Raw genomic sequence first — 24,081 nt, 5'->3', positions numbered from 1 at the left:
GGCGCAGCCCGCTTCGGGCGGGTTGGTGAGCGGTGGCGTCCGCTAAGTTCGACGTATGCCGACTCTCCGCCTGACCGCCGAGGAAGAGGCGATGCTCGGCGGCCGGGACGGGGAGGGTGTCGCGCTCGCGATGCGGGTGCTCGTCGGGCAGGCGCGGATCTCGGACGCGCCGCGGCTGGTCGCGATCACGTCGGCACACGTCGACTCCTGCCTGTACCACGGCCAGGTCAGCCTGGACTTCGCGCAGCGCCTCGTCGACCTGGGCGCACGCGTGCGCGTACCGACCACGCTGAATGTCGGCTCGACGGACCTCATCCACCCCGAGCTGGTCCGCGACCAGGCGCTGGCGTCGGCCGGGCACGAGCTGATGGCGGCCTACGTCGAGCTCGGGTGCAGGCCGACGTTCACCTGCGCGCCGTACCAGCTCCCCGGCCGGCCCGGGCTCGGGGAGCACGTCGCGTGGGCGGAGTCGAACGCGATCGTCTTCGCGAACTCGGTGCTCGGAGCGCGCACGGACCGGTACGGCGACTTCCTGGACATCTGCGCGGCGATCACCGGACGCGCGCCGTACGCCGGGTTGCAGACCCCCGAGGCGCGACGGGGGACCGTGGTGTTCGACTGCCGCCCGCTGGGTGAGTTCACCGAGTTGACCTATCCGCTGCTGGGGCACCACATCGGGTCGACGGTCGGAGCCGGGATCCCCGTGCTGGCAGGGATTCCGGCGAATGTGCGTGAGGACGACCTGAAGGCGCTCGGTGCGGCGGCCGCGTCGGCCGGGGGTGTCGCGTTGTTCCACGCCGTCGGGATCACGCCCGAGGCGCCGTCGTCGGTCGACGGCCTGCCCGTGCGTGTGGTCGAGGTGGAGACACTGCGGCGGGTCCGGCGGGAGTTGTCGGCGGACATCGCGGAGCTGGACGCGGTGAGCGTGGGGACGCCGCACGCGTCGTACGCCGAGTGCGTCCGCCTCGCCGGCCTCGTCGTCGGACCGCCGTTGAGATTGCCCTTGTACCTGTCGACCGCCCGCGCGACCCGAGACCGGCTGGCCGCGGACGGCGTACTGCAGGTGCTCGAGGCCGCGGGCGTCACGGTGGTCGTGGACACCTGCACGTACGTCACCGCGATCCTGTCGCCCGGCTGGACGAACGTGATGACGAACTCGGGCAAGTGGGCGCACTACGCGCCCGGCAACCTCAACGTCTCCGCGGTCCTCGGTTCGCTCGCCGAATGCGTGGCCTCGGCGCGCGCCGGGCGCGTGGTGCTCGACGCATGATCGTCCACGGCCGAACCCTCCACCCCGGCAGCGCGACCGGCCTGCCGATCCGCCTCACCGCACCGCTGTCCTTCTGGGGAGGCACGGACGACCAGGGCCGCATCGTCGACGCCCATCACCCGCAGTGCGGCGCCGTCCTCACCGGCCGGATCCTGCTGATGGAGTCCGGCCGCGGCTCCAGTTCCGCGTCGAGCGTGCTGGCCGAGCAGATCCGCGCCCGGACGGCGCCCGCCGCGATCGTCCTGTCACGCCCGGACCCGATCATCCCGCTCGGCGCCCTCGTCGCCGCCGAGCTGTACCACCTGGACCTGCCCGTCGTCGTCGCGCCGTACGACGCCGTTCCCGACGACGTCCTAGTGCGGGTGTCCGCCACCTCGCGCGAGGCTGCGATCTCGTGGTGATCGCATCAGTACGGCGGTGGCGGCGAACAGGACCGCGCACGCGGTGAGCCCGAGGGGGAGCGTGGTGAGCCAGGCGATCGCGGAGACGGCGACACCGCAGACGATCTCGCCCAGGTACTCGAGCTGGGCCAGGAACGAGTGCGTCGTCGCGCGGACGTCCGCGGTCGTGCGGGCGTTGACCCAGATGGTGCTGATCACGCGGGTGAGTGGCGTGACGATGCCGTTCAGCAGGACGACGGCGGCCGCGCCGGAGACCGGATCGCGCGCGAACGCGAACAGCAGCATCGCGACCACCCCGACGAGCGCGGCGAGGGTGTAGTCGGTCGCGGCGTGCTCGCCGCTGATCCTTCGGGTGACCAGTCGGAGGACGACGGCGCCGACGACCAGACCGAGGACGCCGAGACCGGTGAACCAGACCATCGGGTCCGGCCGGGTCGGCAGGCCCAGCTCGAGAAGCTGCTTCTGGGTGAGGCGGCCGGCGGCGTCCGAGGCACCGTTCACGAGGAACGTGGCCGCGAAGATCAGCAGGAGCGCCCGACTGCGCCGGACCAGCGTGACGCCACGGCGGAACGTGTCCCAGGACGCCGACCACCGGGCGCTCCGGGTCGGGACGAAGTTGTGCTCGGTGAAGCGGACCGCGACGTACGGGGCGAGCGACATCATCGCGACACCGGCGATCACGATCGTCAGGTCGCGCCGGGTCGCCCAGGCGAGCGTGCCGAGCAGGACCAGCCCGGTCGCGGCGCCGGCCAACTGGGCGCGGGCCGCGCGGGTCAGGACGAGGTTGATCTCCTCGGGCCGGTCCAGCTCGTCGGTGACGAGTGCGACGTCCGAGCCACTCGCGAACGTCCACGAGACGCCCCACAGCACCTGCGTCGCGAGCAGCGCCGGGAACGACTCGGACAAGCCCGTCGCGAGCATCGCCGTACCCATCAGCACCTGGGAGATCACCAGGGACCACTTGCGGCTGATCGTGTCGGCGAACACGCCGGCCGGAACTTCGAGGACGAGCGCGAACGCACTCTGCACGGAGCCGATCAGCACCAGCTGGGCGGGGGAGAGTCCGGCGTCGACCACCAGATACACGCTGGTGACCAGCCACCAGCCGTTGTGCAGCACCGCCCGCATCCAGGTCCACCGGACGAAGACGTCGACCATGCGCCGATCCTTCCGCGCACGGCCCGCCGCCCGCCAACGGATTTCTCGGAGTTGTGAGTTGGTTCATATTGTTCGCAACTATCAGGAATTTGCGATAATTTGAAATGGTGCCAGGGATCACAGTGGAAAACGAATGACCGTTCTTGATCTGTGGGTGGACTCGGGCGCAGGGTGGAAGTTCAGAGAACGAGCGTTCGGTTTGATGTGGGGGTCGGCATGGCGCAGGTGACTCTGGAGCGGGTCGGGCAACCGGCGCTGCCGGATCTGGACCGGCAGCGCGGGGGCCTCTGGCGGATCGTGCGGGAGATCGGACTGCTCGCCGTCCTGTTCGGGGTTTACAACCTCGGCCGGTTCCTGTCGGCGGAGCATGCGGGCTCGGCCTTCCGGCATGCACACGAGTTGATCCGCTGGGAGTCCAGGCTCGGCCTCCCGAGCGAGGCGTCGATCCAGCACCACGCGCTGGCGGTCGACGGCCTCGCCCGGGCCGCGAACGTGTTCTACGCGAGCGTGCACTTCCCCCTGACCGCGGCAGTGCTGCTCTGGCTGATGATCCGCCGCCCGGCCGCGTACGGGAAGGCGCGCTGGGCGCTCGCGTCGCTGACCGGGCTGGCGTTGATCGGGCACATGTTCTTCCCGCTCGCCCCGCCGCGGATGATGCCGGGCTGGGTGGACACGGGTGTCATGCTCGGTCAGTCGGTGTACGGACCGAGCACGGACTCCGGGGTGGCGAACCAGTTCGCCGCGATGCCGAGCCTGCATGTCGGCTGGGCGTTCCTGGTCGCGGTGTTCCTGATCCGGGCGACCCGGTCACGGTGGCGCTGGCTGTGGATCGCGCATCCGGTGCTCACCTTCACGGTCGTCGTGGTGACCGCGAACCACTACTGGCTGGACGGGTTGGTCGCGATCGCGCTCGCCGTCCCGCTGCTCCTGATCTTCGACAGCTCCTCGTCGGCGCGGACGAGGAAGGGCGCGCGGTCGACCACCGATCGCGCCGTCGCCGCGCCGATGTCGAACCAGAGCCCGATCAGCTCGAGCCGTCCTTGATCCTCGGCCCGGCGGACACAGTCGAAGCTGCGCAGGTTCTCCAGCTGAACGGCGACGTTCGCGACCGACAGCTTGTCCGCCGGCGACAACGTCACGCCGCTCGCCGGATCCGCGATCTCCGGCAGCGCGAGCGCCCGACGTACGGACGGCTCCAGGTGCCGCAACCAGTTGTGCAGCCCGGACCCCTCGGGGACGTCGGCGGCGAGCGCGGCGGCCGCGGCGCCGCAGGAGGAGTGACCGCAGACCACGATCGACTTCACCCCGAGGACGTCGACCGCGTACTCGATGGCGGCGCCCACCGAGCTGCTGTTCGATCCTTTCGGCGGCACCAGATTCCCGATGTTCCGCACGCAGAACTGGTCGCCCGGCCCGCTGGTCGTGATCATCGTCGGCACGATCCGGGAGTCGGCACAGGTGATGAACAGGTGCGCCGGCTGCTGTCCCTCGGCCGCGAGCTTCGCCAGCAGCGCCCGGATCGGGACGTCGTCGAGTTGCTGGGCGACGCCGCCGCGATGCACCTCGACCGAGCCGCCGCGTGCGACGTGCCCGCGCCGCCAGTCCTCGATCGCCTCGGACGCCGCGTGGTCCAGGTGGTCGACCGTGAGATCGACCCGGACCGTCGCCCCGGTGGGGATCGACCGCAACGTCCGCACCAGCGACGCGACGCCGAGGAACACCAGTGCGCCGCGGATCCGGACCGTCCACACGCCGTCGTCCTCGGTGGCGGTCACGGTCGCGCGCGCCAGCCGGTACAGCACCCGCGCGAGCGCGAGCACCAGACCGAGCAGCACGCCCTCGGCCAGTCCCAGGACACCGACGCCGACAGCGGTCACGACGTACACGAGGAGCTCGTCGTGCCGGCGCAGGGTGCGGATGTGGGCCAGCTGCACCAGGCGGAGTCCGGTGACGAGCAGGACGCCGGCCAGCGCGGCCATCGGGATCAGCTCGAGCATCGACCCTGCCGCGAGCACGAACGCCGCGATCCACAGGCCGTGCATGATCGTGGACGCGCGGGTCCGGGCGCCGGCCGCGACGTTGGTCGACGAGCGCACGATCACACCGGTCACCGGCATCCCGCCGAGGGCGCCGGAGACCGCGTTCGCGGCGCCCTGGCCGATCAGTTCGCGGTCGAGGTTGCTCCGCCGGCCGCGATGAAGCTTGTCGACGGCAACGGCCGACAGCAACGACTCCACACTGGCGACCAGCGCGACGGTCAGGACGGCGGTGACGATCTCGAGCGGCGTACCTGCAGGCATCACCGGCAGCACCAGACTCTGCAACGGGTTGTCCGGCAGGTCGACGCGGGTGACGTCGGGCATCGCGACGGCCGCGAGTGCGGTGACCGCGACGACGGCGACGAGCGGAGCCGGAATCACCTTCAGGGTGGGGATCCGCGGCCAGACGAGCACGATCGCGACCGTGAGGACACCGGCCACGACCGAGTGTCCGTGGTGCGCGATGAGTTGCGCGGGAAGCGCGGTCACGTTGGAGACCAGCGAGCTCTGCGCCTTGCCGCCGAGCACCACGTGCAGCTGCTGGACGGCGATCGTGACGCCGATCCCGGCGAGCATGCCGTGCACGACGGCGGGGGACAGGGACAGCGCCAGCCGCCCGATGCGGGTGACGCCCAGCAGGATCTGCAACAGGCCGGCCGCGCAGGTGATGGCGGCGGTCGCGGCCCAGCCGAACTGGCCGATCAGACCGGCGACGACCACGGTGAGGCCGGCGGCGGGACCGCTGACCTGGAGCGGGGAGCCGCCGAGCGCGCCGGCGACGACACCGCCGACGACGGCGGCCACCAAGCCGGCGATGAGTGGGGCGCCGGACGCGGCGGCGATCCCCAGGGACAGCGGTATCGCGATCAGGAAGACCACCAGCGAGGCCGGCAGGTCATGGTGGAGAATGTTCTTCCAGGACAGGCGTTCGCTGGAAGTCGGTGGGGAATGAGACGTGGTCGGCACGGGTCCTCCGGCGTCGGTGCTCACGGCAACTGCTGGGGCATCAGGCGTCGAAACTAAGAGTGTCGATCTGGTTACCGATCGTACTGAACGAATCAAGGCCACAAAAGCGACAGCTGCCAATTTGTTGCTCAGCACATCGATGTACGAGGAGAAGTGAGTGGACCTGCAACTCTCGGGCAAGACTGCGGTGGTCACCGGTGCGAGCAAGGGCATCGGGCTGGCGTGTGTCGAGGCGCTGGCGCGTGAGGGGGCGACGGTGGTCGGCATCTCGCGGGACGCCGGCAACCTGGCGAAGGCACAGGAGGACCTCGCCGCCAAGGGCCTGAGCTTCCGGGCGGAGGCGGTCGACCTCACCGACCCCGAAGCGACGCGGGCCGCCTTCGAGCGGATCGGCGTACCGGACATCCTGGTCAACTGCGCAGGTGCGGCCCGGCGGACGCCGGTCGACGAGCTGGACAGCGCGGCGCTGCACGCGGCGATGGACGCGAAGTACTTCACGTACATGCACGCGACCGAGGCCGTGATCCGCGGGATGGCCGAGCGCGGCAGCGGTGCGGTCGTGAACGTCGTCGGCCAGGGCGGCCGCGCGGCGAACCCGCTGCACATCGGCGGCGGCGCGGCCAACGCCGCACTGATGCTGGCGTCGGTCGGCTACGCGAAGGCGTACGCGGGCCGGGGTGTCCGGGTGAACGTGATCAACCCGGGGATGACCCGCACCGGCCGGGTGGACGAGGGCCTCGAGGCCGCGGTCCGGGCCACCGGCCGTCCGAAGGACGAGCTGCTGGCCGAGATGACCAGCGAGATCCCGATGGGTCGCGCCGGCGAACCCGCCGAGGTCGCCGACGTCGCCGTCTTCCTCGCTTCGCCACGGGCCGGCTACGTGACCGCTTCGATCATCACCATGGACGGCGCCACCACCGCGGGCATCTGACGCCGGCCGTCACCGAGTGTTCACCTTTCCGTCGGCTGGTCGCTGAGCTGGGTTCGAGAACGGGGTGATCGGGCGGTCCTGCGGCACACCGTCGATGGTGATGTCGACGTTCTCGTTGAAGAACGCGACGTGGTTCGCGATCGGGAGCAGGGGTGCGGTCGGGAAGTCGTAGGACCAGGCGACGTCGGGGACCGACCGGGTCGACCAGTAGGCCGACGTTCGGCCCTTGTAGGGGCAGGCGGTGACGGTGCCGGTCGGGGTCAGGTGCTCGAAGTTCACGGAGGTCCGCGGGAAGTAGTACCGCGGCGGCAGCCCGGTCTCGAACACGATCACCGCGGCGGTCGAGTCCGCGAGGACCTGGTCGTCGGCGGCAACCTGGATGCGCCTCGTCGACTTGACGGCGTCCACCCGGGCGTACGGGTTCCTGGGGTGGACGAAGACTTCCTCGTCTTCCTCGAACCAGCTGTCCAGCGCGTCCCATTGGAACCGGACGCGGTCCTTCGCGACACCGTCGTCGTACACCCAGGCGCGCCCGGATCCGGCGCTGTGCACCCGCGCCACACCGTGTGTGAACTCCTTCGTCTCGCCGGTGTCGGTCAGGACGCCGGCAGCGACGTCCGCGACCGGGACGTAGTACTGCGGGTACGGCGGGAACTCCCACAGGTAGATCGCGTCGGTCGTGTCGAGGACGACGCGGTCGTCGAGCATCGCGCGGATCCGCCGCGGAACCGGCGCGGTGCCACCGGGCGGGACCAGAGGTTCGGGGTAGGCGCTCATGGTTCCAGTAAAGCTTGTGCGGCCGGCCCGGCGGTCGCAGCATGAAGTCGTACGGCGAGCCAGGGGGAGGGATCGTGGGGGACCTGAGTCGGCGCTCGGCACGTGAGGTGCTGGACGACCATCTGAACATCGCGAACAACTGGGTGGGGATCCCGTCGTTCGAGGACGTGCTGGCCGAGGATCTGCGCCGGAACGTGTCCGAGGACATCGTGATCCTGATGAGCCGCGGCACGTTCCGCGGCCATGCCGGTGTCCGGGAGCTGGCGCTGATGCTGGCCGGTGAGCTGCCCGAGCACAAGGCGTTCGACTACACCTACGTCGCTGTCGACGGCCGGATGGGGCTGCTCGAGTGGGCGTACCAGGACTCGCAGGTCCAGGTCCGCGACGGCGTCGACTCGTACCTGATCGAGAACGGGAAGATCGTCGCCCAGACGATCCGGTACACGGTCGAGCCGCGCTGAGCAGTGCCGAGCAGAGCCGAGCAGTGCCGAGCAGTGCCGGGAAAGGGCGCGGGGCCGGCCCTGGTGGTGCCGGCCCCGCGGATCTGGACGACTAGACCGTGATCCAGTCGATGTCGGCGATGTAGCCGTTCGGGTTGCTGACCTTGATCGAGTTCGCTCCGGCGGTGAGCGTCATCGGGAGGTAGGTGACCTGCGGCGTGCCCCAGTCGTTGTCGCCGAGGCCGTGGTAGTTCACCCAGTAACTGTCGGTGCCGTTGACCGTCAGCATGCTCTGCCGGCTGGTGTCGCCGTCGGTGTAGGCGATCTTCACCAAGTAGGTGCCCGTGGCCGGCACGGTGATCCCGTTCAGCGTCACCGTCGACGAGTAGCCGATGTTGCCGATCTTGGAGCCGCCCGAGCACGCCGTGCACCCGGAGACACTCGCGTCCCCGGTCAGGGTACTGGTCGGGGCCTCCGCCTCGTACCGGACCGGCCCGCCCGACGCGGAGGTGGACAGGGTGATCGGCGCACTGGCCTCTGACGTCGCGCTGCCTCGCACACCCGTCACCGTGAAGGTGTACGGCGTCTGCGCAAGCAGCCCGGACACGACAGCACTCGTACCCGACGTGGTCGCCACCTGCTTGCCGTTGGCAAACAGCCGGTACAACGTGGCGCCGGCGCTCGGCCGCCACGCGAGGGACACGGTGGTGCGGCTGACGTCGGTCGCGGTCACGTCCGCGGGCTTACCGACGGCGCCCAGGTTGTTCGGCGTGATCTTGTAGAGCTTCGACCCGTGGGCCGGCAGGTTCGCGCTGACCGACCCGGAGACGTTGCGGGTGTTCTGACCGGCCCAGATGTCGCGAACCGTCGCCTTCCCGGTGATGCCGAGCCGGCCGAAGTCGCCGGTCACGGTCGCGGGGGAGTCGGCCAGGTTGAACAGGGCCACCGTCGTACTGCCGTCGGCGTTCTGTGCGTACCAGATCTGCTGCAGCTGGTCCTGGTCGAGCGGGCGCGCCGGGTTGCCGGACTGGTTGATCGCGATGACCTCGCGGTTCGTCAGCAGCTTCAGGCCGTACGCATCCAGCTTGGTCAGGTCGTCACCGGCGAACAGCGGCGCGGAGTTGATCGCCCAGAACGTCATGTACGACTGACGTTCCGCGTCGGTCAGGCCGTCCATCGCGCCGACGCCGACGTTGATCGCGTCCAGGTTGTTCCAGTGCCCCGGTCCGGCGTCGTCGATCCACTGCGCGACGTCCCACCAGCGGGCCTTCACCGAGCTGTCCCACTTCACGATCGTGTCGCAGTAGCACTCGACGTCGGTGTCGATCCGCCAGCCGTTCGAGTTCTGCTTCCACACGTCGGCGTAGCGGTGGCTGAGCGACCAGGACAGGGTGTACATCATCGGCCGGCCGGCGTTCTGCACCGCGCGCCACCAGGCCTCGACGTCCTCGGTGTTGTTGTGGTTCGGGTCGTCCGGCGCACCCTTCCAGGAGCCTGGGCCGACACCGTCCATCTTGATGAAGTCCACACCCCAGGACGCGAACAGCTTCGCGATCGAATCGGCGTACTTCTGCGCGCACGGGCTCGCGTAGTCGATCTTGTACGCCGCGTCCCAGCCGTTCGTGGTCCGCAGGTCCGGGTAGACGATGTCGCGGGTGAAGCAGCCGGGCGCGTCGTAGATCGGCGTGTTGCCGTCGCGGTACACGTCCTTGCCGAGACCGACGACCGTGTAGATGCCGAACTTCAGCCCGAGCTTGTGGATGTCGTCGCCGACGGCCTTCATGCCGCGCGGGAACCGCTCGAGGTTGGCGACCGGGCGGCCGTACTCGTCGCCGCCGTCCTGCCAGCCGGCGTCGACGTTGATGTACTCGTAGCCGTACGGCTTGAGCTTGGTCGCCAGGGCGTTCGCCTGGGTGAGGATGTTCTTCTCGCTGATGAAGCTGCCGGGGCCGTCGGGGTTGACGCCCGGGTAGTTGGTCGACTGCAGACTCCAGCTGCTCCAGCCCAGGTAGGGCTTCGCGGCGATCTGCGGGTAGGTCGGCTGCTGCTCCTGGATCGCGTCGGCGGGGGCGGTGATTGTCAAGGTTGCTGTCGACACCAGGGCGACGGCAGCCAGGACTGTTGCGGTACGGCGTCTCAAGGACATGTGAACGTCCTCCGGGGGAGGCGTGAGCGGACGCCGTCGAGCCTAGGTCGGCTTAATTTACACAGTCAAGTATCGAGGCTCTGTCATTTCCTGCCACTTCCTGTGACAGGACTGCCATGGAACCTTGATCAACTTCGCTCCGCGGCCGCGTCGTCGTACCAGCAACAGGCCGAATCGTGAGGATGCCGGCCGCAGCAGGAGGGGGTTCCGTCATCGTGAACGCAAGGAAACTCGGCCGGACGGCGGTCGCCGCGGCCGGGGCCACCGGACTGGTCGCGCTCGCCGCGGCCGGCGCGTCGGCTGCGTCGTCAACAGCCGACCGGCCGCCGGTCAAGCTCGTTGCTGGAAGCACCAATGTGACACTGGAGAACGTCGAGGACTACGGCGTGGACCTCGACCTCGGTACCCACCTGGTGGCCGGCAACGCGCCGCTCGAGGTGCGCGCGACGCGGGCGACGTACAACTCGGCAGTCGTGGCGACGCAGTACGTGCACGGCAAGCCGGTCCGGACGCTGCCAAAGGGTCTCGTCACGGACTTCTCCGGTCTCGGGAAGTTCCTGCACGTCACGCTGATCGACGCCGCGGGCAAGAAGGTGCTCGACAAGGACCAGGGGATCTGCCTGAACGGCGACGGCTCGCGGACCCGTCCGGACGCGCCGGCGACCTCGCCGTACCCGGACAGCTGTACGGCGAACCCGTTCACGCAGGGGGCCGTGTGGGGACTGCAGACCGGCTGGTCCGCGCGGACGTACGGCGGCGGCGATCCGGTACAGCTTGCCGTGGGCAAGTACAAGGCGACGATCACCGTGAACAAGGCCTACCGGGACTTCTTCAAGATCCCGGCCAAGGAGTCGGCGGTGACCCTGAACGTGACGGTGCGGAAGTCCGAGGGCCCGGCGGCCAAGCAGGCCATGGCGGGTCGTGCGACGCCCAAGCCGAACGCGACACGTCCGACCGGCAGGGCGAGTGTTCCGCACGGACCGAAGCCGGACCTGCGGGCGGTGCCGGCCTGGGGGATCCAGATCGCGACCGGCGACGCGGGCACGCCGGACGCCAACAAGGACTTCCTGCAGTTCTCCGCGACCGTCTGGAACGCGGGCCCGTCGCCGCTGGTGCTGGACGGTTTCCGTCGGCAGGGCAAGGATCTGATGGACGCCTACCAGTACTTCTACAACGCGCAGGGCAAGCAGGTCGGGTACCAGACGACCGGGACGATGGAGTGGGACGGCCGCGACGGCCACAACCACTGGCACTTCACCGACTTCGCGCGCTACAGCCTGCTGAACGCCAAGCAGACCGAGGTCGTGCGCAGTCAGAAGGAAGCGTTCTGTCTCGCCGCGACGGATTCCATCGACTACACGGTGAAGAACGCGAACTGGCACCCGGACAACACCGACCTGCACACCGCCTGCGGCGACCACGGCTCGCTGTCGGTCCGTGAGGTGCTGGACGTCGGCTCCGGCGACACCTACGAGCAGACCCTGCCGGGGCAGTCCTTCGACATCACCAACCTCGCGAACGGCACGTACTACGTCCAGGTGACCGCCAATCCGGAACACCGCCTGTTCGAGTCGAGCACGAAGAACAACGTGGCACTGCGCCAAGTGGTCCTCGGCGGCACCAAGCACCACCGCACCGTCAAGGCGCTCCCGGTCGGCGTCATCACCGCTCCCTGAAGCCTGTTCACCTTCGGCTGGGTGATACCTGGGGCAGGGCTGGGAAGGCAGCGCAGCCCCGCCCCAGGAGTTCAGTGGTGTTGCGGGCGGCGGCGGGCGCGCATCGGGCGCAGGTGCGAGTCCATCCGCGCGTGTTGCCGGCGACCGAGGATGAAGGGACGCGACGTCCGCGTGATCGGCGTGCTCTTCGGGGCCGACAACTGGATGTCGGTCTGCTGCAGGTTGAGGCGGATCGGAACCTGGTGCCACGGCGACCTGGTCCGGACCAGGACCAGTCGGAGCCGGCCGTCGCGCCGCAGCCGGAGGCCGATCGCGACCGTCGCCACCGCCGGCACCAGACCCGCGAGCATCAGCGCCCACCGGGCACCGAAGTGCTGGGCCAGGTAGCCGACCAGCGGCCCACCGATCGCGCCGCCCCCGATGAAGACCAGGTTGTAGATCCCGGACACCCGGCCGCGCAGGCCGTCCGGAGTGGTCAGCTGGACCATCGACTGGGCCGCGGTCAGGAACATCAGCGTCGCCATGCCCATCGACGCCAGCACCGGGATGAACGTCCACAGCGACGGCTGGAGGGCGGCCAGTACCTCGGTGATCGTGAGCAGGCAGGCAATACCGATCAGGTTCCGCAGCCGGCTCGGCCGGACGCGGCGGGCCGAGAGCAGCGCGCCGGCGAGGGCGCCGAACGCGACGACCGAGTTCAGCACGCCGTACCCGGACGCGCCGGTGTGGAAGACCCGGTCGGCGAACGCGGTCAGCGTCACCGGCAGGCTGATGCAGAACATGCCGTAGATGCCGACCAGCGCGATCGCCCAGCGGACGGCCGGCTCGTGGAACGCGTACCGGACGCCGTCGCGCAGCCCGTCCCGGATCCGCATCCCGGCACTCGCCGTGCGGGCGGCGTGGAATCCCGGCATCTCGTTCTCGCGCATCCGCAGCAGCGCGCTGATCGACGCGAAGAACGTCAGCCCGTTGAGCGCGAACGCCCAGCCGGCGCCGATCGTGCCGAGCAGCACACCGCCGAGCGCCGGGCCGATCAGGCTGCCGAGCTGGAACGTCGACGAGACCATGCTGATCGCGTTCCGGACCGTGTCCCGCGGGACGAGTTCGGTGACGAAGGACTGCCGAGTCGGGTTGTCGACCGCGGTCGCGAGACCGAGCACGAAGGCCATCGTGTAGACGTGCCAGACCTGGACGCTGCCGGTGAAGGCGGTCAGGGCGAGCAGGCCGGCGCAGGTGCCCATGGTGATCTGCGTGACGAGCAGGATCTTCCGCTTCGGGAACCGGTCCGCGATCACGCCGCCGTACAGGCCGAGCACGAGGGTGGGGAGGAATTGCAGGGCGGTCGTGATGCCGACCGCGGTGGCGCTGCCGGTGAGCGTGAGCACCAGCCAGTCCTGGGCGATGCGCTGGATCCAGCCGCCGGTCGAACTGACCAGCAGTCCGCTGACCAGGAGGCGGAAGTTGCGGACCCGCAGTGCGCTGAAGGTGTCCTTGAAGCCCGGGCGGCGCTGCTCCCGGAGCTTGCTGGCGGAGTCGGTGGGGCGGTGCAGATGGAAGTCGGTGGACGGGACAGTACCGGTGGCCCGGGAGGTCAAGAGCGATCCCTACGCGAGTGAACTGGTCAGGGGAGGACAGGTCCATCCTCAGGGGTGAGTGCTGGATTCCCCCAGCGAATTACTCCTATTAGTCTTATTGCGTCACGTAATGGGAGGTCTATCGATGTACGACCCGGACCAGTTGCGCACGTTCCTGGCGGTGGCGCAGTCGCTCAGCTTCACCCAGGCGGCCGAGCGGCTGGGCATCCGGCAGCCGACCGTGAGTCAGCATGTGCGCAAACTGGAGACGGCCGTCGGGCGGCCGCTGTTCGTCCGGGACACCCGCACCGTCACGCTGACCGCCGACGGGGAGGCGATGGCCGGGTTCGCGCGGACCATCCTGGCCGCACACGAGGAGGCCGCCGGGTACTTCACCGGCTCGGAGTTGCGCGGCCGGCTGCGATTCGGCGTGACCGACGACCTGGCGCTCACGCCGTTGCCGAAGATCCTGCGCGACTTCCGCCAGCTGTACCCGCGGATCGACCTCGAGCTGACCGTTGCCCAGAGCCCGAACCTGCTCCGCCGCGTCGAGTCCGGGCACCTCGACCTCGCCTACGTGAAACACGGCGCCGGCGGCGGCTACGAGCCGAACGGCCGCCTGGTCCGGCGCGACCCGCTGGTCTGGGCAGGGATCGCGGGGACCCGGATCGCCCCCGACGGGCCGGTGCCGCTGGTCGCGTACCAGGCGCCCTCGCTGAGCCGGTCGCTCGGTGTGCACTCCCTCGAGCAGGCCGGCCGGACCTGCCGGATCACGTGCATCGTCCGCGGCGTCAACGGCGTCCTCGCGGCTGTCCGGGCCGGGCTCGGCATCGCGATCTTCGCCCGCTCGCTGATGCCCGCCGACCTGGTCGAGCCCCCGCCCAGCGCCGGCCTCCCGGAGCTCCCGCCGATCGACCTGGTCCTGATCACCAACCCGCGCGCGGCGAAGGAACCCGCCGAGGCCCTCACCGCCGCCATCCTCGGCAGCAACGCCCCCCTCAAACCGGACGCCGGCTGAGACCGGCAGCCCGACAGGAGGTGTCCGGCCGGCCGGGACGCAGCCACGCTCAGCCGACAGTCCGCGGCGCCTCAGTGGACGTATACGTACTGTCGAGCTGCCGCTCAGACGAGGGCGTCGCCGCGCAGGACCAGCGAGATGATGCTGACCGCGGCGATCGCGATCGTGATCAGGAACGGTGCGTCGCGCCAGAGCAGGATCGTGACGAGCAGGGCGGCGACCAGCGCGAGGGCGATCCAGCCGACGACGCCGATCGCGCCGGCCGGGGCGACGACCAGCAGGACGGTCGCGGCCGCCAGCGGGAGCGGCGCGAGCAGCCGGGCGTAGGAGCCGAGCCGCTGCGGCCAGCCGCGGACACCGGTGGCCAGGTCGTCGGCCAGATCGGGTACGACGTTTGCCAGATGGGCACCGACCCCTAGAAGTGCACCCGCCGCTGTCGCCCACCACGGGGCCCAGACCTGCGCGGTCCCGAGCGTCACGAACGAGGGCAGTGCGCCGAACGCCACGGCGTACGGAAGCCACGAGATCACGGTGGACTTGAGCCCGAGGTTGTACGCCCAGGCGCAGGCGACGAACAGCAGGTGCATCAGTCCGGCCGCGATGCCGTTGGCGAGGGAGACCGGAACGGTGACGACCAGCATGACGCCCGCACCCACCGCCAGCGTCCGGCGACTCACCAGTCCACGCACCACGGGCTTGTCCCGTCGGTTCACAATGGTGTCGCGGGCGGCATCTATCGCGTCATTGCTCCAGCCGATCGAGAGGTGGCCGGTGAGGATCGTTGCTGCGACGAGGAGACACCCGGCCGGACTTCGCCCGGCCGACCACGCGACGGCCGTGACGAGGGCGGTGACGGCGACGGTCGGCCCCGGATGGCAGGCGAGAGCCAGACCCTCGGCGGTCCGCAGTGCTCTCACCGACGTAACGATGCCACGATGACGCGGATCGCAGCGGTCCGGCCCGCGCTTCCGCCGCACCGCTATCCGCAGTCGGCGCTGACCGACGCGTTCGCCGCGATGTGCCTGTCCGACGGCCGCGGTACGGCGCTGCTCCGCCGGCTGCACGCGAACGCCGGGGTGTCGCACCGGTATCTCGCGCTGCCGCTGGAGCAGTACGCCGCCCTCGAGGACTTCGGCGCCGCGAACGACGCGTGGATCGCGGCCGCCGTGGACCTCGGCGCCGAAGCGGTCGCGGGAGCGGTCAAGGACGCCGGGCTGACGCTCGCCGACGTCGACGTGCTGATGTTCACCACGGTGACCGGCGTGGCGGCGCCGTCGATCGACGCACGGGTGGCGGTGCGGCTCGGTTTGCGCGAGGACGTGAAACGGCTGCCGTTGTTCGGGCTCGGGTGCGTCGGGGGAGCGGCCGGCATCGCGCGACTGCACGACTACCTGACGGCCTGGCCTTCGCATGTCGCCGTCCTGCTGTCGGTCGAGTTGTGTTCGCTGACGTTGCAGCGCGACGACGCGTCGTTGCCGAACCTCGTCGGCGGGGCGTTGTTCGGGGACGGCGCGGCGGCGGTCGTGATGACGGGATCGGAGCATCCGGCGGCGTCTGGTCCGGAGGTGGTGGCGACGCGTTCGCGGTTGTACCCGGACTCGGAGCGGGTGATGGGGTGGGACGTCGGAGCCGGTGGGTTCCGGATCGTGCTCGGGGCGGACGTGCCCGAAGTGGTCCGGACCTACCTCGGCGGCGACGTGCGGGAGTTCCTCGGCTCCGCCGGGCTGACGGTGCCGGAGATCGGGACCTGGGTGAGCCATCCCGGCGGCCCGAAGGTGCTCGAGGCGGTCGCGGAGACACTGTCGTTACGGCCGGGGGCGCTGGACGTGACCTGGAAGTCGCTCGATGCGGTCGGCAACCTGTCGTCATCCTCGGTGCTGCACGTCCTCGGTGACACCATGAAGCTGGATCCTGCTGGTCCCGGACTGTTGCTGGCGATGGGGCCGGGTTTCTGTTCGGAACTCGTGCTGCTGGAGTGGTGATGTACGGCTGGTACTTGGGTCTGGTGCTGCTGGTCGCCGCCGAGCGCGTCGCGGAGCTGGTGGTGTCGCTGCGCAACGCGCGGTGGAGTTTCGCGCGGGGCGGTGTGGAGTCGGGGCGCGGGCACTACCCGTTCATGGTCGCCTTGCACACGTTGTTGCTGGCGGCGTGCATGGTGGAGGCGTCGCACCGGCCGTTCATTCCGTGGCTCGGCTGGACGATGTTCGTGGTGGTGCTGCTGGCGCAGGGCCTGCGGTGGTGGTGCATCGCGGTGCTCGGGCATCAGTGGAACACGCGCGTGATCGTCGTACCTGGTCTCCACCTGGTGGCCCGCGGCCCGTACCGCTGGCTGCGGCACCCGAACTACGTGGCGGTCGTGCTGGAGGGCATCGCGCTCCCGCTCGTCCACACGGCCTGGGTGACGGCGCTGGTGTTCACGGTGCTGAACATCCCGCTGCTGGCCGTGCGGATCCGAACTGAAAACGCCGCCCTGAAATCCGCCCTCGTGCCGTGAACCGAATGCGGCCCGATGTCGATCTGCTGGTTGCCGGCGCCGGGCCGGCCGGCGCTGCTGTCGCCATCCGCGCGGCCCTCGCGGGTCTGTCGGTTGCCGTCGTCGAGCCCCGCTCGGCCCCGATCGACAAGGCCTGCGGCGAAGGCATCGCCCACAGCGCGGTCTTGTACCTGTCCCGGCTGGGCGTGGAACTCACCGGCCGTCCGTTCCACGGAATCCGCTACCTCGACGACGCCCACTCCGTCGACGCCCTGTTCACAGCAGGGCCCGGCCTCGGAGTACGCCGTACCACCCTCCACGCCGCCCTTATGTCCCGGCTGGCATCCCTGAACATCCCCGTCGTCCCCACCCGGGTGGGGACGATCACCCAAACTGTCACCTCGGTGACCGCCGCCGGACTGACCGCCCGCTACCTGGCAGCCGCCGACGGCCTCCACTCACCCATTCGCCGCCAGCTCGAGTTGTGTGGTGGGAGTTCGGGTGCGGTACGCCGCGGTCTGCGGCAGCATTTCCAGGTCTCGCCCTGGACCGATCTCGTCGAGGTCTACTGGTCTCGGTTGGGGGAGGCCTACGTGACACCTGTTGCCGAAGAGCTCGTCGGCGTGGCCATCCTCACCTCGGCCCGCGGCACCTTCGACTCGCACCTCGACGCCTTCCCGGCCTTGAAACGTCGTCTGCGCGGCGCCCCGGCAGCAAGTGCTGTGATGGGTGCCGGCCCGCTCCGCCAACGCGTCCGCGCTCGCACCGCCGGCCGGGTCCTGCTCGTCGGTGACGCCGCCGGGTACGTCGACGCGCTCACCGGCGAGGGCATCGCCGTTGCGCTCCGTACCTCCGCCGAACTCGTCGACTGCCTCCGCGCCGACCGCCCACAAGACTACGAGGCCGCCTGGCGCCGTGTCTCCTGGGAGTGCCGCCTGCTCACCGCGTCGTTGCTGTGGGCCCGCAACCGCCCGCTCCTCGCGCCGCGCATCGTCCCCGCCGCGGCCGCCCTGCCGGCTGTCTACCGCACCATCGTGAACAGGTTGTCCTAGGCAACGTCCGGACATGCCGCGGGGCCCGGCGATCGCTCAGACAACCGCCGGGCCCACGGGTGGCCCGAGCTTCCTGGTGAAAAGCTCGGACCCGCAGCCTTTCCGGCCTCCTGGTGAAAGGTCGGACCTGCTGACAAGGAAGACTCTGTCAGGCGGATGTTGCCCAGCAGTTGCCGGAATATGAAGCCTTGTTACATGGACCTGTGGCGTAGATCTCAGTGTTGTGTGATCTCAGTGCTCGGTGCGCACCGCGGCGATCTGCAACTGCAACGCCAACCGCTCGCGCGGATCCGACAGGTCGAGCGCGGCGATCTCCCCGATCCGTTTCATCCGGTGCCGCAACGTGTTGGTGTGCAGGTGCAGTTCCCGCGCCGCCCGCTGCGGCTGCCCCGGAAAGTCCAGCCACGCCTGCAACGTTTCCACGTAGCCCGTGTCGTGCTCGATGTCGTGCCGCAGCAACGTCGCGAGCGGACCATCCATCTTGGTGGTATCCAGCGACGTCACCGCCCGGTGCACCGTCAGCACGTGCCACGCCTCCTCGACCCGCAACGCCGGCCCCGGCGCGACACCCCGCCGTACCAGTCCCAGCAGCTCGGCAGCCTCGGCCCGTGAGCTCGGCAGATCGGCCGGACCGCGCGCGGGACCGCCCGCCGCGGCGTACGTGCCGGACGGTTGCTCCAGCACGAGTTTCTGCAGCCAGTTCCAGGACCCTGGCCCGTCGGCGTCCGTGACGACAGCGAGTACCGTCCCGTCGAGGTCAGCCAGCTGCGGTTCGCTCCATCCGTGCCGACGACCGGTCGACTCCCAGAGGTCCAGCTGCTGCGGTACGTCGTACCCGTCGGGCGACCCCAGCGCTACGACTCGCCACGGCTGTGCCGGGAGCCGTACGTCGATCGGGTTGTCCGGCGAGAACTGCCGCAGGATGGTCCGCAGCCGGTCGATCGCACTCCGCCGCGCCACGTCGGCCTGGGCGCGCAGCCGCAACAAGTGCAACGCGAGAACGGACGCGGCGTTGCTGAGCTCGGTCGTGACCGCATCACTGACCGGACCGTCGACAACAGCCCAGATGGAACCCAGCCATTCACCCCCAGCCCGGACCGGTACGACGAGGCGCGGGCGGATGCCGTTCGGTCCGTCCGGCACCAGGAACGGCTCACTGGACCGTGCGAGCCGTCGGAAGATGCCACGGGCCCGGAAATGCGCGATCACCTCAGGCGGCACCCGGCGTCCGACGATGGTCGACACCCGGGTCGGGTCGGTGAAGTCCTGACCGGAGGAGTACGCCAAGACCCTGGACTGGTTGTCCTCGATCGTTACAGGCGCGTCGACGATCGCGGCGGCGGCATCTGCCAGCGCGAAGAGCTCTTGATGGACACCGGCGTCCCCGGCGGCGGGGGAGTCCGGTGCGGCCGCCCGGTCGAGTACGCCGCGGAGCAGCCACACCACGTGCGCCCAGGTGACGCTCGGCTGCAGTGCGACGAGTGTTATGGCTTCCCGCTCCGCTGCGGCGACAACAGTCGGCTCGTGCGCCAACGCCGTACGCAGAACCACTCCGGACGCGTTGCCGGCGGCGCAGCGCTCCACAAGCTCCACAGCGTCCTCTGCGTCGCGCAGACCGAGTCCGAGCACCAGATCGCCCGGCTGACCGGTCGCGGGCTCCTGTGGGTCGGCCAGGAACACGTCCCGGACCTCATTGTCACCCCTGCCGGCGACCACGACCTCGAACAGCGCAGGACCGACAGCCACGATCAGATCGGACGAGGAGGTCATGAGGTTATTGTGCGCTGAGCACAGTCATTTGTCGCCGATATGGTGTGATCGCACCATGACAGTCGCGCGCGGCGGCCCCACCATCGATACATGACCACAGCTGGATCCACTCACCTCGTCCCGGATCGCGTCGCCGTCGTCGGCGCGGGCATGGTCGGCCTGGCCACTGCCTGGTTCCTCCAGGAGGCGGGCGTCGAGGTGACCGTGCTCGACCGTGAGGGTGTCGCCGCGGGCGCGTCCTGGGGCAACGCCGGCTGGCTGACCCCCGGACTGGCCACCCCGCTGCCGGAACCAGCGGTCCTCAAGTACGGCGTCCGTGCGGTGCTGAGCCCCTCCTCGCCGGTGTACGTCCCGCCGACGGCGAGCCCGCGGCTCCTCACGTTCCTCACCCGCTTCGCTCGCAACAGCACCGCCGGACGCTGGAAGACCGCGATGGACGCGCTGGTCCCGATCAACCGGCAGGCTCTGACCGCCTTCGACTTCCTGGCCAAGTCCGGGGTCGAGGCGCAGACGCACGAGGCCAAGTCGTTCCTGGCCGCCTACCGGACCGTCGAGGAGCGCAAGGTGCTGCTCGAGGAGATCGAGCAGATCCACGCCGCCGGCCAGGGCATCGAGTTCGAGGCGATCAGCGGTGACGACGCCCGCGAGATCGAGCCGTCGCTGTCCGACCAGATCGGCGCCGCGATCCGGCTGCACGGGCAGCGCTTCATCAACCCCGGCGAGTACGTCGGCCTGCTCGCCGACTCGGTGCGCGCCCGCGGCGGGCAGATCATCAGCGGCGTCGACGTGCGCGACATCGTCGACGAGATCCGCGGTGTCCGGCTCGTCACGGGCGACGGCGAGACCGACCCGTTCGACGCGGTCGTGATGGCGACCGGCGCGTGGCTCGGCGACCTGGCGCGGCAGTACGGCGTGAAGACCATCGTCCAGGCGGGCCGCGGGTACAGCTTCAGCGTGCCGATGGCCCACGTACCGGCCGGCCCGGTGTACTTCCCGGCGCAGCGGATCGCCTGCACGCCGCTCGGGGACCGGCTCCGGGTCGCCGGGATGATGGAGTTCCGCAAGCCCGGAGCCAAGCTCGACCCGCGCCGGATCAACGCGATCGTCGAGGGCGCCCGGCCGCTGCTGCGGGACGCCGACCTGGACGCGCGGACCTTCGAGTGGGTCGGGCCGCGGCCCTGCACGCCGGACGGCCTGCCGCTGATCGGCGCGACCGCGTCGCCGCGGGTCTTCGCCGCCGGCGGGCACGGCATGTGGGGCATCACGCTCGGCCCGATCACCGGGCAGCTGCTGGCCGAGACGATCACCACCGGCCGCACCCCGGAGGAGCTGCGTCCCTTCAACCCGCTCCGCTGACCGACCGCTCGGCGTGGAGGGGCTCCAGCGACGTGGCCCCTCCGTCCCGCTGACCGTGTAGCGCTTTCGGTGACCCTCCTCGGGCAGCCACCTCACCTGCCCGCCACCACCCGGCCACCACGACGCCGCTCCGGTCAGCCTCGAGAGCGGGCCCTGGCGATCGTTCTCCTGCCCAGGGCCCGCTCTCTTCTGTCGTGGGCTGTTTCGTCGTGGGCTGTTCTGTCGGTGGGCTGTGGGACGGTGCTGCCATGGTGCTCAGGTGGTACACGGTGGTGATCGACTGTCATGACGTCCGCAAGCAGGCGGCCTGGTGGGCCGAGGCGTTCGGCTGGAAGACGATCATCGAGACCGACGACGAATGTGTGAACGTGCCGGGCTGGGTCGAGCCGGACACCGTCCGGGACATTCCGTGGGAGCGGATCGGCCCTGGGATGGTGTTCGTCCCGGTGCCCGAGGGCAAGACGGTGAAGAACCGGCTGCACCTCGACTTCGCCCCGCACACCAGTCAGGACCGCGACGCCGAGATCGCGCGACTCGAGGCGCTGGGCGCCCGGCGGGTCGACGTCGGCCAGTCGGAGGAGTCCACGTGGACCGTTCTCGCCGATCCTGAGGGCAACGAGTTCTGCGTCCTCAGCTCCCGCGAGTACTGACCCCGCGCCGATGCTCACCACCGCACATGCGGTGCCTGCACACCGCATCCCCGAGTTGACCGAGCTCATGCGCACGGCCTGGTGGATGACCGACCGCACGCCCACCGAGGTCAGTCGATTGCTGGACAACTCGGACCTGGTCTTCGCCGTCACCCACGACCCGACGGACGAGCTGGCCGGCTTCGCGCGAGTCCTCACCGACTACGCGCACATCGCCCTGCTCCTCGACGTCATCGTCGCTGAACCTCATCGCGGCTCCGGCGTCGGCGCGGCGCTGCTGGACGCCGTCGTCACTCACCCGGGGCTCGCCGGCGTCCGCAGCCTCGAGCTGGTCTGCCAACCCGAACTGTTCCCGTTCTACGCCCGCTGGGGATTCACCACCGAGGTCGGCACGTCCCACCTGATGCGCCGCACCACCGACCCCCGCCTCGGACACAGCAGATCCGGGAGCTCGAGCTGAGCTCCCGGATCTGGTGGGGTTGTGTCAGTGAGCGTGCGGCTCGGACCCGTGCTCTGCCTCGTGGGCGGCGATCTGGGCCTTGACCTCTTCCATGTCGACCGCGCGCAGCTGGCCGATCAGGTCCTCCAGGCTCGCCGCGGGCAGCGCACCGGCCTGCGAGTACAGGACGACGCCGTCGCGGACCGCCATCAGGGTCGGGATGGACCGGATCTGGAAGGCCTGCGCCAGCTCTACCTGTGCCTCGGTGTCGACCTTGCCGAAGGTGATGTCACCGTGCGTCTCGGACGACTTCTCGTACACCGGCCCGAACATCTTGCACGGGCCACACCACTCTGCCCAGAAATCCACCAGCACCAGGCCGTCGCTACCGACCACCTCGTTGAAGTTCTCCTGGGTCAGCTCGACCGTTGCCACTAGGACCTCCGAAAGTAGATGAGTACGAAGTAGTCAACACCGGCGGCCCCCGGACTTGTTCCCGCGCCGCGACGGCCGCCGTACGGAGATCCCGTACGGCGTACGGCGTGACCGGAATGCGGAGTCTCGTATGTGACCTGGGCCACGTTGTCAGATCGGCATGTCCACGAAGGGTGACGCGTAGTCCTTGACCTCGTCGAGGATCGACGCGGCGGCCTCGGGGGTCAGGTCGGCGCGCTCGCGCTCTGCGACGATCATCTGCTGCAGCAGCCGGGTCTCACCCGCCGTAGCCAGGCCGGTGATCTCCGGATGACCGTTCAGCAGCCAGGCGGTCGCGGCGGTGATGTAGCGCTGCTCGTCGAACGGCCGGTACCACGTGTCGTACGACTTCTGCTCGCCGTCGGCCCAGTTCCGCCGGGCGATCATCTTGATCGTCATCAGTGCGGCGTCCGACGCCTTGACCGCGTCCACGAGCGCGGCGTAGTCGGCGGCGTACTGCGGATCCGTGGACAGCTTGTAGTTGAACGGCGTGAGCACGCTGTCGAAGTCGAACCGGCGCAGTCCCTCGGTGTGCACCGACGGCGCCTGCGCGGTGTGGCCGGTGATCCCGATCGCGCGGACCATGCCTTCGTCCTTGGCCCGGATCGCGGCTTCGAGCGATCCGCCCTTGCCCGTCACGAGATCGAGGTTCTCCAGGTCGCAGACGGCGTGCATCTGGATCAGGTCGACATAGTCCGTCTGCAGCCGCTCGAGCGACCGGTTGATCTCACTCCAGGCCTCCTCGAACGTCCGGCGGCCGGTCTTGGTGGCGAGGAAGATGCGGTCCCGGATCTCCGGCATCCGGGGGCCGAGGCGCAGCTCGGCGTCGCCGTAGTCGGCGGCCACGTCGAAGTGGTTGAGGCCGGCGTCGAGGGCTTCCTGGATCGACGCGTCGGCGCGATCCTGGTCGACGCCGCCGAGCGACGCGGCGCCGTAGATCAGTACCGAGCTCTGGTGGCCGAGCCTGCCCAGTCGGCGAGTTTCCATCCTGGTCCTCCAGGGGTAGCAGGGGTCACTCCGACCTTATGCCCGCACGCGCCGTCGGCAAGCGGTTGTCCACAGCCTAATTTGACCCCGTCGGCGCGGGAGAGTTTTCCACAGGGTGACCATCGGATCGGTTACTATGCGTGATCAGTGGTGCGTTCTTTTACCATGTTCTTCGCACGGATTTTCGAACCTGTCCGCGGCGTGTGGCATGGTGTGCGCTGCCCGGCCGACCCGAGCGGGCATGGGAGAGGAGCTATGACGACGGTACCGAAGGTGTCACTCTTGGCCGGGAACTGTGACGGTGAGGATGGCACTGCCCGCGAGCGGGGTAACAGTATGGCTGCGGGGAGCGATGGACCATCGGGATCCTGGCTTCAGGTCTCCCGGAGGGCGGTTGCTTGCCGTATCCTCCCGGCTACTGTCCGCGTAACTGCTGTCTGAGGGGCGGGTAGGGATGAGTTGGTGGCGAACGGTACTGAATCTG

The 24,081-nt window shown here is 69.6% G+C and carries 21 protein-coding genes and 1 pseudogene; 13 read left to right on the top strand and 9 right to left on the bottom strand.

What is annotated here, in order from left to right; genetic code table 11:
• The first annotated feature begins 55 nt into the window (after positions 1-55).
• Positions 56-1,270 (top strand): aconitase X catalytic domain-containing protein, encoded by a 1,215-nt coding sequence (locus ABZX12_RS01530; protein ID WP_355688812.1) that lies wholly within the window; start codon positions 56-58, stop codon positions 1,268-1,270.
• Positions 1,267-1,671, top strand: a complete 405-nt coding sequence (locus ABZX12_RS01525) for a DUF126 domain-containing protein (protein ID WP_355688810.1) — start codon at positions 1,267-1,269, stop codon at positions 1,669-1,671. Before ABZX12_RS01530 ends, ABZX12_RS01525 begins: the two co-directional genes overlap by 4 nt.
• On the opposite strand, the gene ABZX12_RS01520 is transcribed toward ABZX12_RS01525, so the two are convergent.
• Entirely contained in the window at positions 1,624-2,829 is a 1,206-nt protein-coding gene (locus ABZX12_RS01520; protein WP_355688808.1) for an MFS transporter, read from the bottom strand. The two genes, ABZX12_RS01525 and ABZX12_RS01520, sit on opposite strands and share 48 nt — an antisense overlap.
• Before the next feature lie 216 nt (positions 2,830-3,045).
• On the opposite strand from ABZX12_RS01520, the gene ABZX12_RS01515 reads away from it, so the two are divergent.
• Positions 3,046-3,873 carry a phosphatase PAP2 family protein gene (locus ABZX12_RS01515; RefSeq protein ID WP_355688807.1) on the top strand — a complete coding sequence of 276 codons (828 nt, stop codon included), beginning with the start codon at positions 3,046-3,048 and terminating at the stop codon, positions 3,871-3,873.
• A gap of 14 nt (positions 3,874-3,887) precedes the next feature.
• Here ABZX12_RS01515 and ABZX12_RS01510 read toward each other — a convergent pair.
• Positions 3,888-6,047 (bottom strand): annotated as a pseudogene (locus ABZX12_RS01510) (SulP family inorganic anion transporter); the annotation flags it as partial.
• Here ABZX12_RS01510 and ABZX12_RS01505 point away from each other — a divergent pair.
• On the top strand, positions 5,992-6,765 hold the full coding sequence (locus ABZX12_RS01505) for an SDR family oxidoreductase (RefSeq protein WP_355688805.1): 774 nt from the start codon (positions 5,992-5,994) through the stop codon (positions 6,763-6,765). The pseudogene ABZX12_RS01510 and the gene ABZX12_RS01505 overlap by 56 nt on opposite strands.
• 9 nt (positions 6,766-6,774) lie before the next feature.
• Here the strand turns inward: ABZX12_RS01505 and ABZX12_RS01500 are convergent, their stop codons facing one another.
• Entirely contained in the window at positions 6,775-7,542 is a 768-nt protein-coding gene (locus ABZX12_RS01500) for a DUF427 domain-containing protein (protein ID WP_355688803.1), read from the bottom strand.
• 74 nt (positions 7,543-7,616) lie between these two features.
• Between ABZX12_RS01500 and ABZX12_RS01495 the strand changes: the two genes are divergently transcribed.
• Positions 7,617-8,003, top strand: a complete 387-nt coding sequence (locus ABZX12_RS01495) for a nuclear transport factor 2 family protein (protein ID WP_355688801.1) — start codon at positions 7,617-7,619, stop codon at positions 8,001-8,003.
• 91 nt (positions 8,004-8,094) lie between these two features.
• On the opposite strand, the gene ABZX12_RS01490 is transcribed toward ABZX12_RS01495, so the two are convergent.
• The gene (locus ABZX12_RS01490; protein ID WP_355688799.1) at positions 8,095-10,128 is read right to left on the bottom strand and encodes a CBM35 domain-containing protein; all 2,034 of its coding nucleotides are present in this window, start codon (positions 10,126-10,128) and stop codon (positions 8,095-8,097) included.
• A gap of 215 nt (positions 10,129-10,343) precedes the next feature.
• Here ABZX12_RS01490 and ABZX12_RS01485 point away from each other — a divergent pair, with 215 nt between their 5' ends.
• A complete protein-coding gene (locus ABZX12_RS01485; protein ID WP_355688797.1) occupies positions 10,344-11,804 on the top strand; it encodes a lysyl oxidase family protein in 1,461 nt (486 codons plus the stop codon).
• 71 nt (positions 11,805-11,875) lie between these two features.
• Here the strand turns inward: ABZX12_RS01485 and ABZX12_RS01480 are convergent, their stop codons facing one another.
• Positions 11,876-13,399: an MFS transporter gene (locus tag ABZX12_RS01480; RefSeq protein WP_355688795.1), complete on the bottom strand. Its 1,524-nt coding sequence runs from the start codon at positions 13,397-13,399 to the stop codon at positions 11,876-11,878.
• Positions 13,400-13,523: 124 nt separating this feature from the next.
• On the opposite strand from ABZX12_RS01480, the gene ABZX12_RS01475 reads away from it, so the two are divergent.
• Complete coding sequence (locus tag ABZX12_RS01475; protein ID WP_355688793.1) at positions 13,524-14,396, top strand: LysR substrate-binding domain-containing protein; 873 nt, start codon at positions 13,524-13,526, stop codon at positions 14,394-14,396.
• 104 nt (positions 14,397-14,500) lie between these two features.
• Here ABZX12_RS01475 and ABZX12_RS01470 read toward each other — a convergent pair whose 3' ends face one another.
• Positions 14,501-15,313: a UbiA family prenyltransferase gene (locus tag ABZX12_RS01470; protein WP_355688791.1), complete on the bottom strand. Its 813-nt coding sequence runs from the start codon at positions 15,311-15,313 to the stop codon at positions 14,501-14,503.
• Positions 15,314-15,331: 18 nt separating this feature from the next.
• On the opposite strand from ABZX12_RS01470, the gene ABZX12_RS01465 reads away from it, so the two are divergent.
• The 3 genes from ABZX12_RS01465 to ABZX12_RS01455 are packed head-to-tail and all read left to right on the top strand — an operon-like array spanning position 15,332 to position 17,921.
• Complete coding sequence (locus ABZX12_RS01465) at positions 15,332-16,378, top strand: type III polyketide synthase (RefSeq protein WP_355688789.1); 1,047 nt, start codon at positions 15,332-15,334, stop codon at positions 16,376-16,378.
• Complete coding sequence (locus ABZX12_RS01460) at positions 16,378-16,890, top strand: isoprenylcysteine carboxyl methyltransferase family protein (protein WP_355688788.1); 513 nt, start codon at positions 16,378-16,380, stop codon at positions 16,888-16,890. The genes ABZX12_RS01465 and ABZX12_RS01460 overlap by 1 nt, the downstream gene beginning before the upstream one ends.
• Positions 16,891-16,895: 5 nt before the next feature.
• Positions 16,896-17,921 (top strand): FAD-dependent monooxygenase, encoded by a 1,026-nt coding sequence (locus ABZX12_RS01455; RefSeq protein ID WP_355688787.1) that lies wholly within the window; start codon positions 16,896-16,898, stop codon positions 17,919-17,921.
• Between the two features lie 231 nt (positions 17,922-18,152).
• Here ABZX12_RS01455 and ABZX12_RS01450 read toward each other — a convergent pair whose 3' ends face one another.
• Entirely contained in the window at positions 18,153-19,691 is a 1,539-nt protein-coding gene (locus ABZX12_RS01450; RefSeq protein WP_355688785.1) for a helix-turn-helix domain-containing protein, read from the bottom strand.
• A gap of 90 nt (positions 19,692-19,781) precedes the next feature.
• Between ABZX12_RS01450 and ABZX12_RS01445 the strand changes: the two genes are divergently transcribed.
• The 3 genes from ABZX12_RS01445 (at position 19,782) to ABZX12_RS01435 (ending at position 22,157) form a co-directional block, all read left to right on the top strand.
• Positions 19,782-21,047, top strand: coding sequence for an FAD-dependent oxidoreductase (locus tag ABZX12_RS01445; protein WP_355688783.1), 1,266 nt, complete (start codon positions 19,782-19,784; stop codon positions 21,045-21,047).
• A 248-nt stretch (positions 21,048-21,295) separates the two neighbouring features.
• Positions 21,296-21,697, top strand: coding sequence for a VOC family protein (locus tag ABZX12_RS01440; RefSeq protein ID WP_355688781.1), 402 nt, complete (start codon positions 21,296-21,298; stop codon positions 21,695-21,697).
• Between the two features lie 10 nt (positions 21,698-21,707).
• A complete protein-coding gene (locus ABZX12_RS01435; RefSeq protein WP_355688779.1) occupies positions 21,708-22,157 on the top strand; it encodes a GNAT family N-acetyltransferase in 450 nt (149 codons plus the stop codon).
• A gap of 24 nt (positions 22,158-22,181) precedes the next feature.
• Here ABZX12_RS01435 and trxA read toward each other — a convergent pair whose 3' ends face one another.
• Together trxA and ABZX12_RS01425 are read right to left on the bottom strand one after the other, a co-directional pair.
• Positions 22,182-22,571, bottom strand: coding sequence for a thioredoxin (gene trxA / locus ABZX12_RS01430; protein WP_355688777.1), 390 nt, complete (start codon positions 22,569-22,571; stop codon positions 22,182-22,184).
• Positions 22,572-22,721: 150 nt separating this feature from the next.
• Positions 22,722-23,597, bottom strand: a complete 876-nt coding sequence (locus ABZX12_RS01425; protein ID WP_355688775.1) for an aldo/keto reductase — start codon at positions 23,595-23,597, stop codon at positions 22,722-22,724.
• Between the last annotated feature and the right edge of the window lie 484 nt (positions 23,598-24,081).

The organism is Kribbella sp. NPDC003505, assembly GCF_040610875.1.
Lineage (GTDB): Bacteria > Actinomycetota > Actinomycetes > Propionibacteriales > Kribbellaceae > Kribbella.
This window is presented reverse-complemented; position numbering and strand designations above follow the sequence as displayed.

Bases quoted from the DNA above. Each gene is read 5' to 3' on its own strand.
- ABZX12_RS01520 (WP_355688808.1), bottom strand. From the start codon at position 2,829: ATGGTCGACGTCTTCGTCCGGTGGACCTGGATGCGGGCGGTGCTGCAC.
- ABZX12_RS01475 (WP_355688793.1), top strand. From the start codon at position 13,524: ATGTACGACCCGGACCAGTTGCGCACGTTCCTGGCGGTGGCGCAGTCG.
- ABZX12_RS01450 (WP_355688785.1), bottom strand. From the start codon at position 19,691: ATGACCTCCTCGTCCGATCTGATCGTGGCTGTCGGTCCTGCGCTGTTC.
- ABZX12_RS01530 (WP_355688812.1), top strand. From the start codon at position 56: ATGCCGACTCTCCGCCTGACCGCCGAGGAAGAGGCGATGCTCGGCGGC.
- ABZX12_RS01490 (WP_355688799.1), bottom strand. From the start codon at position 10,128: ATGTCCTTGAGACGCCGTACCGCAACAGTCCTGGCTGCCGTCGCCCTG.
- ABZX12_RS01455 (WP_355688787.1), top strand. From the start codon at position 16,896: ATGCGGCCCGATGTCGATCTGCTGGTTGCCGGCGCCGGGCCGGCCGGC.
- ABZX12_RS01425 (WP_355688775.1), bottom strand. From the start codon at position 23,597: ATGGAAACTCGCCGACTGGGCAGGCTCGGCCACCAGAGCTCGGTACTG.
- ABZX12_RS01515 (WP_355688807.1), top strand. From the start codon at position 3,046: ATGGCGCAGGTGACTCTGGAGCGGGTCGGGCAACCGGCGCTGCCGGAT.
- ABZX12_RS01460 (WP_355688788.1), top strand. From the start codon at position 16,378: ATGTACGGCTGGTACTTGGGTCTGGTGCTGCTGGTCGCCGCCGAGCGC.
- ABZX12_RS01435 (WP_355688779.1), top strand. From the start codon at position 21,708: ATGCTCACCACCGCACATGCGGTGCCTGCACACCGCATCCCCGAGTTG.
- ABZX12_RS01500 (WP_355688803.1), bottom strand. From the start codon at position 7,542: ATGAGCGCCTACCCCGAACCTCTGGTCCCGCCCGGTGGCACCGCGCCG.
- ABZX12_RS01440 (WP_355688781.1), top strand. From the start codon at position 21,296: ATGGTGCTCAGGTGGTACACGGTGGTGATCGACTGTCATGACGTCCGC.
- ABZX12_RS01445 (WP_355688783.1), top strand. From the start codon at position 19,782: ATGACCACAGCTGGATCCACTCACCTCGTCCCGGATCGCGTCGCCGTC.
- ABZX12_RS01525 (WP_355688810.1), top strand. From the start codon at position 1,267: ATGATCGTCCACGGCCGAACCCTCCACCCCGGCAGCGCGACCGGCCTG.
- ABZX12_RS01465 (WP_355688789.1), top strand. From the start codon at position 15,332: ATGACGCGGATCGCAGCGGTCCGGCCCGCGCTTCCGCCGCACCGCTAT.